The organism is Asticcacaulis sp. (assembly GCF_027484505.1).
In the GTDB taxonomy this organism is placed as follows: Bacteria; Pseudomonadota; Alphaproteobacteria; order Caulobacterales; family Caulobacteraceae; genus Asticcacaulis.
The window spans coordinates 23,596-32,317 of the sequence record NZ_JAIXSV010000159.1; the positions used below are offsets into that span (position 1 = coordinate 23,596).

Annotated in this window: 8 protein-coding genes; 4 read left to right on the forward strand and 4 right to left on the reverse strand. The window is 62.3% G+C overall.

Annotated features, from left to right (window positions below; genetic code table 11):
• Window positions 1-30: 30 nt before the first annotated feature.
• On the forward strand, window positions 31-1,449 hold the full coding sequence (locus Q0072_RS10195) for an alkaline phosphatase (protein WP_298329343.1): 1,419 nt from the start codon (window positions 31-33) through the stop codon (window positions 1,447-1,449).
• A gap of 130 nt (window positions 1,450-1,579) precedes the next feature.
• On the opposite strand, the gene Q0072_RS10200 is transcribed toward Q0072_RS10195, so the two are convergent.
• The 3 genes from Q0072_RS10200 to Q0072_RS10210 all read right to left on the reverse strand — a co-directional run bounded on the left by Q0072_RS10200 (window position 1,580) and on the right by Q0072_RS10210 (window position 4,852).
• Window positions 1,580-1,873 carry a hypothetical protein gene (locus tag Q0072_RS10200; protein WP_298329346.1) on the reverse strand — a complete coding sequence of 98 codons (294 nt, stop codon included), beginning with the start codon at window positions 1,871-1,873 and terminating at the stop codon, window positions 1,580-1,582.
• Between the two features lie 10 nt (window positions 1,874-1,883).
• Window positions 1,884-3,569 carry a methyl-accepting chemotaxis protein gene (locus Q0072_RS10205; RefSeq protein WP_298329349.1) on the reverse strand — a complete coding sequence of 562 codons (1,686 nt, stop codon included), beginning with the start codon at window positions 3,567-3,569 and terminating at the stop codon, window positions 1,884-1,886.
• Between the two features lie 242 nt (window positions 3,570-3,811).
• Window positions 3,812-4,852: a hypothetical protein gene (locus tag Q0072_RS10210; RefSeq protein WP_298329351.1), complete on the reverse strand. Its 1,041-nt coding sequence runs from the start codon at window positions 4,850-4,852 to the stop codon at window positions 3,812-3,814.
• A 186-nt stretch (window positions 4,853-5,038) separates the two neighbouring features.
• Between Q0072_RS10210 and Q0072_RS10215 the strand changes: the two genes are divergently transcribed.
• From Q0072_RS10215 to Q0072_RS10225, 3 genes are read left to right on the forward strand one after another with little or no spacing between them, the layout of a single operon-like run.
• The gene (locus tag Q0072_RS10215; protein ID WP_298329354.1) at window positions 5,039-5,983 is read left to right on the forward strand and encodes an NAD(P)-binding protein; all 945 of its coding nucleotides are present in this window, start codon (window positions 5,039-5,041) and stop codon (window positions 5,981-5,983) included.
• A complete protein-coding gene (locus Q0072_RS10220; protein WP_298329357.1) occupies window positions 5,973-7,145 on the forward strand; it encodes an FAD-binding domain-containing protein in 1,173 nt (390 codons plus the stop codon). The genes Q0072_RS10215 and Q0072_RS10220 overlap by 11 nt, the downstream gene beginning before the upstream one ends.
• Window positions 7,146-7,160: 15 nt before the next feature.
• Window positions 7,161-7,616, forward strand: coding sequence for a DUF3429 domain-containing protein (locus tag Q0072_RS10225; RefSeq protein ID WP_298329358.1), 456 nt, complete (start codon window positions 7,161-7,163; stop codon window positions 7,614-7,616).
• A 120-nt stretch (window positions 7,617-7,736) separates the two neighbouring features.
• On the opposite strand, the gene Q0072_RS10230 is transcribed toward Q0072_RS10225, so the two are convergent.
• Window positions 7,737-8,672: a pyridoxine 5'-phosphate synthase gene (locus tag Q0072_RS10230; RefSeq protein ID WP_298329361.1), complete on the reverse strand. Its 936-nt coding sequence runs from the start codon at window positions 8,670-8,672 to the stop codon at window positions 7,737-7,739.
• Between the last annotated feature and the right edge of the window lie 50 nt (window positions 8,673-8,722).

An 8,722-nucleotide genomic window follows, 5' to 3' on the forward strand; every position in this document is an offset into this window, starting at 1 on the left:
ACCGGGTCAGACCTCCCCGTCCGGTTCCCCATGAAGTCGCTGCTCGTCTGCCTGTCCCTGTCTGTCCTGTGCGTTGCCCCGGCTATGGCCGAGGCCCCCGCCCTTCTGTCGCCAGAGCTACGTAGCGCGCTCGCCCGCACGCCGAACACGAAAAAGGCGCGCAATGTCATCCTGTTCATCGGTGACGGCATGGGCATTAGCTCGGTCACCGCCGGGCGCATTCTGGCCGGACAAACGCGCGGCGTGGACGGAGCCTCCTATCGCCTGACCTTTGAAGGCCTGCCCTATACGGGCCTGTCCAAGACCTATTCGGCGGACAAGTTCGTCACCGACTCCGCCAACGGCATTTCGGCCATCACCACAGGCGTCAAGACGATCAATGCCGCCATCGGCGTCGATGCGACGGTCAACAGCAATGACTGCGTCTCATCCCTGAAAGGTCGCATCCCGACCATTGCTGAAACCCTGAAAGCGCAGGGCAAGGCCACGGGCATCGTCACCACGGCCGGCCTCACCGACGCCACGCCTGCCGGGGCCTATGGCCACGTGCCGACGCGTGGCTGGCGCTCGGATGCTGAACTGCCCGCCGAGGCGAAACAGGCTGGCTGTATCGACCTCGCTCGCCAGATGATAGAAGCCCCCAAGGCGGTGCGCCTTGATGTGGCGCTGGGCGGCGACCGCGCCCGCTTTGTCACGACGGCGCAGGGCGGCAAGCGTCAGGACCGCGACCTGACGGCCGACTGGCGCAACCTGCCCGGTGCCGTGGTGGTCACCGACAAGGCGGGGCTGAAAGCCGTCGATCCAAAAACCACAAAAACCCTGCTCGGCCTGTTTGCCGACGGTGACCTGCCCTCGGTCGTCGATCATAAGGGTCAGGGCCCCACGCCCACTCTGGAAGAGATGACGCGCAAAGCCATCTCGGTGCTGTCGCACAACAAGGACGGCTTCTTCCTGCTGGTCGAGTCCGCCTCGATCGACAAATGGCACCACGAAAACAACGCCTACCGCGCCCTGACCGATGTCGATGAGCTGGACAAGGCGGTGAAGGCGGCGCTGGAGCTGACCGATGCCAGCGACACCCTGATCATCATCACCGCCGACCACAGCCACGGCCTGACGCTCAGCGCCGGATCGACACGCAATGAGCCGATCCTGGGGCTGGCGCGTAAGAACGGCGTCAATGAGCCGGACAAGAACGGCCAGCCGCGCCTGACGCTGAACTATGCTACCGGCCCCGGCGCGCGACCGGCAGGCAGCCCGCCGCTGACGGAAGAGGAGGCGCTATCGCCCGACTTCCATCAGCTCGCCCTGACGCCCATGTCGAGCGCACAGCACGCGGGTGAGGATGTGCCCGTCTATGCCTCTGGTCCGTTTGCGCACCTCCTGACCGGGACGGTGGAATCGACCTTCCTCTATCAGGTGATGCGCTACGCCGCGGGCAAACCCTGAGGCGCTGGATCATTATGTTTCCTGAGGGAATCATGATGATCCAGATTTTTGCTTTGCCCCTCGCCGGGCGGCGGCTGCGCCGCCTCAATGGCGTCTTGAGCGGAATGATTCCATCAGAAATCATTCCGCTCTATTCCGGTTTCCCGCCTTCATCCTCCACCGTCAGGCAGCGCAGCAGCAGATCGCGGAAGCCGGAACGGAACTGGGCGAGGGCGTGACTGATGGTCAGCAATTCGACCTCGCTGGTCACGCCGTTTTTCAGCTTCATGGCAAGGCACTGGTCGTAGACCCCGGCCAGTTGCCGCGACATGTCGGCCACCAGCTTTTCCAGAGTGGCGTTGGCTTGGGGCGGCAGCGACGGCACATCATCGAGATAGATGACCCGCGATTCCGGTTCATCGCTGAGTTTCAACGGGTTGGACATGTGTCTATCCTTACGCCGCGCGGACCGTAGCCAGGAAGCGGTCCATTTCCTGATGCAGCTTCTGAGCCTGTTCGGCCAGTTCGCCCGATGAGCTTTGCACCTGAACCGCCGCTTCGCCCGTCTGTTCCGCCGCAAGGGCGACCCCGCCGATATTGTGCGTCACTTCTTGCGTGCCCTGCGACGCCTGCGTGACGGCGCGCACGATTTCCTGTGTCGCCGCCTCCTGCTGATCGACCGCAGAGGCGATGGTCACGCTCGACTGGCTAATGCTCTCAATGGTGCCTGTGATGTTGTGCATGGCTGAGGCGGCGCGGGTGGTCGCCTCCTGAATCTGCGCCACTTTGCTGGAAATTTCGGTCGTGGCTCTGGCCGTCTGTGCCGCCAGCGCCTTGACCTCTGCGGCCACCACGGCAAAGCCCTTGCCCGCCTCACCAGCGCGCGCCGACTCGATGGTGGCATTCAGCGCCAGCAGATTGGTCTGGCTGGCCAGACCGGCGATCAGATCGACCACGCCACCGATGGAGGCCGCTGTCTCGTTCAGTTCGGTGACGATCTGCCCGGCGGCCGTGGCCTCGCCTACCGCTGCCCGCGCGATCTCGGCCGAGGTTTCGACCTGACGGCTGATCTCGGACACCGAGGCCCCCAGTTCTTCGGCCGATGACGCCACCGCATTGACATTGGCCCCGGCCTGTTCAGCGGCGGCGGAGACGGCGACGGATTGCGCCGAAGCTTCCTGTGCCGTGGCGCTGAGCTGGGCCGAAGCGGCCTGCATTTCGGTAGCGGCACTGGAGACCAGCGTCACGATGCCACCAACCGACTTTTCGAAATCATCGGCCAGAGCCAGCATGATATTGCGCTGTTCGGCCTCCTGCAACTCTTTCAGTCGGGCGGCTTCGAGGCGCAGGGTCTCGGCTTCGATCAGACGATCGCGGAAGACCGCCAGGGTCTGGGCCATGACGCCCATCTCGTCCTTGCGGTTCTGACCGTCGATGACCTGATCCAGACGCCCGTCTGAAACGGCCAGCATCTGCGTTGTCAGGCGTTTGAGGCCGCGCGCAATATCACCGAAGGCCAGCAAGGAGGCCAAGCCGGTGATCAGCAGGGTGACAAGCACCGACACAATCAGACCGATCTGCCCCTTCGCGGCGACGGCCTTGCGCAGCTCCGCCCCCTTCGCTTCGTTTTCCTTGACCTTTGTATCAATGGCCTCGGAAATATCATCCGAGAGCTTTTCAATGGTCGGGTCCAGTTCGGCCATCAAACCACTCGCCGCGGCGTCATTCGCTTTGGCGCGCGGGGTGATGTCTTTTTTGAGAGTCGCGACGATGTCATCAAAGCGCGCCTTCAACGGCTGCAACTCGTCCTGATAGGCAGGCTCAAGCTTCACCGCCGTCTCGTAGCGCTGCTGAAACCGCTCGGCAGAGGTGGCCATCTGTTGGGTGAAGGTTTCGCAGGCCTCGCTGGGGCAGTCCTGCGCGATCAGGCCGTAGCTGGCCGCCTGAAGCGAAAAGAGGTTTTGCCGCATCCGCGCCGCCGACAACAGGGCCGGGTCGGCCTTTTCGATCATGGCGCTGTATTTTTTTTGCGCGTCATCCATCACCGCATTTTGCCAGAGGGACAAGGACACGCAGGTAATACCGAAGACCCCGATAATCCCCAGAATCTTGAAGCCAACTTTTATATCCGATAATTTCATCCAGAACCTCCGCCGTTGCGGGGGCGGCATGTCACGCTCTGCGAAACGCCCGGCCCCCTTTGGATCGCAGGGTTAAGAGTCGGGGCAGTCGGTAAACAAAACTCTGTGTCTCCTTGCGACAGAACGGCACATTTGCGACACGAATTGACAGTGTGGCTGTCATTTCTCTATCGAAAACGCTCGTTCGTGCGCAAAAAGCACTCAAAACACTATCCGCAACGGTAACCGGCTGAGGGAGGGTGTTAATTATGAACTGGCGACAGACATAAGGAAACGCCGCCCTGCGCCTCAAGCTGAAAGGTGACCCCTGCCGCTTCCAGAGCCTCCACCAGCGCTGTAAGACTGCTCAGGCGGAAGGCTTCGATCAGCGGGCCGGAGGTGCCGAGAATACGATTGACCGTCGAGGCCGAAACCTTGGCGCGGGCCGCAAGTTCTCCATAGCTCCAGCTCAGCGCCGCGCAGCCGGCTCTCAGCAGGGCAGCACTCAGATGGTTCATCCGTTCACCATCCGTTACCGCGGAAGACCGCGGCATGACGGTGAGCGGCGACGGGCTGACATAACCGGTCCAGCCCGCAATTTCGCCATCTACGACATTAGGCGCGCCCCGCACCTGATAGGGACGTGTCACACCATCCACCCCCACAACACGCACCGGCAGGCAGAAGGGCTTGCCCGCTTCCCCCGCCTTCATCAGGTTCAGCATCAACGCCCCCTGATCTTCTTTGGCCACGATATCCGTATACTGCGTCCCCAGAAGCTCACGGTCGAAGATCAGTTCATCGCGCCCGACATAGTCGATCATGTTGTAGTTTGTGTCGGCCCACCACAGGCCCTTCATCTGCCACGTGCGCATAGCCTGTTCCAGACGCTGCTCAAACTGCGCAAGTTTCTGAATACTGTAATCTTCCTGAGATACATCCTTCAGCAGCAGCAGGTTCAGCGTATCAAAAGACGGCCCTTCAACGTGGCGAAACTCGATCTGAACCTGCCGGTCCGTGCGCCCCGCCACCTGCAATCGCACGCTTCGGCGACACGGCAAGGCGCGCTTGGTCAAAAAAGACAGGTCAAGAAGCAAATCCGTCCGGTCATCCGGGTGCACAGCTTCCAGAAAACGGGCGCGCAAGGGGTCGGTACTTGAGTCATAACCGATAAAATAATCCAGCGATCGGGAACCGGTCCAGTCACCCCCGTCAGAGGGGAACACAATCCACGCGATACTGAATTTTTCCTCGATCAGAGACAGGATATGGCTCGACGACAGGACAGATGTTTTGGCAGGCACGCAGCTTCCCCTTGCTTGATCACGGCCTTGCGAAAAGACCTAACGTCCTCCTGAAATCGTTTTCCGAGCTGCATACACGGATACCGCGAACCAAGGCAAGGGGTGTATAATATATATTTAACCCTATGTCGCAGAGCGGCCACATCCCCGTCTGATCCGTGCCCTTTGCCTGAGCGTATTGGAATCATGTCACAACGCATCGGGATCATCGGGGCCGGGATCAGCGGCCTGTCGGCGGCGCAGCGGCTTATCGCGGCGGGCCACGCGGTTGATCTGTTCGATAAGGGGCGAGGCCCCGGCGGGCGCATGTCAACGCGGCGCGAGCGGATTGACGATACGGCGTACCTGTTTGATCACGGCGCGCAATATTTTACCGTCCGTGATCCGCGCTTTGTGTCTGAGGTCGATGCGTGGACTCAACAAGGACTGGCGGCCCGCTGGCCAGACGCCGGGCCTGACGCCTTTGTCGGCACGCCGATGATGTGTTCACCGCTGGCCGCCCTGTGCGAGCGTTTTGGCGTGCGTTTCGCCACGCGCATTGAAGGCATCACCGGGACACCCGGCGCGTGGCACCTCACAACCGAAAACGAGACGTTTGGCCCCTATGCACAGGTGATTGTCGCTATTCCCTCAGAGCAAGCCGCGACCCTCATATCTGCGTGGGTACCCGATTTTGCGGCAATGGCGCGCGCTCACCCGTCGCAACCGTGCTGGACCACGATGGTGTCTTTTGAAGAAGACCCGCCCGATATTGCGCCCGTGACGCGCGTGCCGGGGCCGGTATTGGCGTGGGTCGCTAACAACGCGTCAAAGCCCGGCCGTTCCGGGGGCAGCGCCTGGGTATTGCAGGCGACGCCCGACTGGACGGCGGCCTATATCGACCTCAGCCGCGAAGACGCCGCTGCGCCGATGTTTGCCGCGTGGCAAGCGCTGCTGAGCCGTCCCCTGCCGCAGCCCGTGCTGCTCAAGGCGCATCTGTGGCGCTATGCCCGCACGGGGGAAGGCGTACACGGTCTTCTCTATGATAAGGCGCTGGGCTTGGGTGTCTGCGGCGACTGGTTGAAGGGACCGCGCGTCGAAGCGGCGTGGCTGTCTGGCCTCGAACTGGCGGAGGCCCTCCTTGCCGCCTGAAGGGCTTACCCGTGCGCAGGCACTTGAGCGTCTGGAGACCTTCCTGCCGCGCGCCGGAAGCGCCTACGCCCGCGATCGCAATATCGACCCCGGCCCCAATGACACGGGGCACGTGTCAAAACTCTCCCCCTATGTGCGCCTTCGTCTGATCGGTGAATGGGAGTTGGCGCGCGCGGCCGAAAAAGCGCACGGTGCCGCCGCGAACAAGTTTATCGACGAGGTATGCTGGCGATCCTACTGGCGCGGCTATCTGGAGATGCGGCCGGCGCTCTGGACGCGCTACGTCGATTACCTCCTCAGCGATGAGGCCGAAACGACCCGTCAGACAGATACCTACCGCGCGGCGGTGTACGGGCAGACCGGCATTGACGCTTTCGATGTCTGGACGACTGAGTTGATTACGACGGGCTATCTGCACAACCACGCGCGCATGTCATTTGCCAGTATCTGGGTGCATACTCTGCGTCTGCCCTGGCAATTAGGCGCGGCCTTTTTCCTTGAGCATCTTCTCGACGGCGACGAAGCGGCCAACACCCTGTCGTGGCGCTGGGTCGCTGGCTTGCACACACCGGGCAAGGTCTATCTGGCCTCAACTGAGGCCATTACCACCTGCTCCGCCGGACGGTTTCGACCCACCGGACTGGCGCGCACAGCCGCACCGCTCGCCTCAGAGACTCTGGCCCCCGTGGTGGCCTTACCGACAGCCCAACCGAGCCCACGCGCCCCCTCGGTTCTGGTGGTGACATCCGAAGACCTCGGTGCGGACGGGTTTCGGGTGGCGCAACAGTCGATTGTCGGAGTGGCCGCACTGGTGACGGGCAAGGCCCCGGTCGCTGCCGCTACGGCTTCGGTGGCGCAGACACTGGCGCAGCAAATCGGAACCGAGGTCCGCCTGTTTAGCTCGCGAGCGGAACTGGAAAGCGCTTTGACGGCGTTTGAGACGCGCACACTGCTTACCAGCCGCCTGCCGGTCGGCCTGACCCGGACAGGGCTGAACTCTGTGTTGAACGACACCGGCGAACCGATCCGCCTTTATGAACGCACCCGCCTGTGGGACGCGATCGCCTGGCCCGCCGCCAGCCGGGGCTTTTTCGCCTTCCGCCCGGTTATTGCGCACCTCATGGCGCTCACCGACCCCGGCGGGTTTCAGGACAAGCCCTAACCGGGAGACCGAACTATGGACGCTACGCTGTCGAAACTGGACATCCGCTGGGTGATTGCGCTTACCCTCGCCGGAGGTCTGCCGTTTATAGCCGCTGTCCTCATGGCCGCCCTTGGTGTACGCCTTCTCACCCTGAGCGGCCCGGACATCGCCATCACCTATGGGGCCGTGATCGCGTCGTTTCTGTGCGGCCTGCACTGGGGCCTTGTGCTGGGGGGACGGGCTCAGGCAACGTGGCTTCTGATCCTGAGTAATGTCCTTTGCCTTCTCGCATGGTCAGGGCCGCTTCTGACCTTGTCCGGTTGGCCACTGGCCGCGCTAGGCATTTTGATCGCCGTTTTCTTAAGTTTGCTAGTGGTCGATACTGTCCTGATGCGCCGGGGCTCGCTGTCGGCTGCGTTTTTCCGGCTGCGCGTGGTCATAACCAGTCTGGTCGTGCTCTGCCTGCTTGGGGTAGCCCTCCTCGCCTGACCTTCAGCCCGCCCGCCGCAAAGGTGTGCCGGAGCGGCCAGTAGCCTCAGTCTGACGCAGATGCCTGATAAGCGTAATCCCCGCAAAACTGGCCGGCAGGTTCGCCGTGAACACAAGTGCTTAAAGACGTGCCAACGGCAAGGCCAGAAGACGTTCAGCCACATAGAGCTGAGGGTCCTCCAGTTGGGGCAGGGCCTCACGACAAAACCGCTCAAGGCGCTCTTTTAGCCGCGTATCATCCATGCCGGCGATACGCTCAGCAAGGCGTTTGTGTCGCTCGGCCGGGGCATCCTCTCCTCTGCCTGCCCCGGACATGCGTTCGCGCAAGGTTTTGACCGCCACAGACAGCCCGTCATTCAGGGCCTCAGGCATCAGCCGCCGGCCGATATTGAACTGCCGGAAACTCCGCGAGCGTGCCAGAACCATCAGGTCTGCGGGCCTCAGTCCACCCCCGAGGTGCACCTCCACACCATGACGATTGAGATAACGCCCCAGACTGAGCACGTGCGATAAAGCATCAAAGGCCCGGTCGATATCGGGGCTGTGCAGGCTGGCCGCCAGATGCGACATATCCAGCTCCACGGCAAACAGGCCGTAGCGCAGGGCCTGCTCCGCAGCCTCAAGCGTCGGCTCCAGCGTGACAAACAGCGCAATATCGCTGTCCTTCAAAGTCTTCTGGACCTTCTGGATGTGGCCTATATGGGACTTGAGGAAGAGGCTGGTGCTTGTCCATTGGGCGACCTTCGCTTCACGCCCCAGATAGAGGCGCTGAGCCTTAAGCCGCCGGGCGCGCTCCACGTGATCGAACGCCGTCGTCACCCGCAAACTGAAGTCTCTCTGCCGTTCGCCGCAAACGGTCGCCACGCGCGCCAGATCGTCATCCGCGATCAGGCCATGATCGGAGGTCAGGTGGATCATCACCCCTTCGGCCCCGCCGTCGAGCGCCCGCGCCGCCAGACACGACAGGTCTACCGCCTCACCCGGCCCGAGACCCGGTAACAGCGCGGCACTTTCAAGACTGACGGCCAATCCGGGGCCGGGCCTGCCTGCCAACATAAAACGCCTCCTTGCGTCCTTTCCGCCTGAAATGGTGGAATATTAGAGCG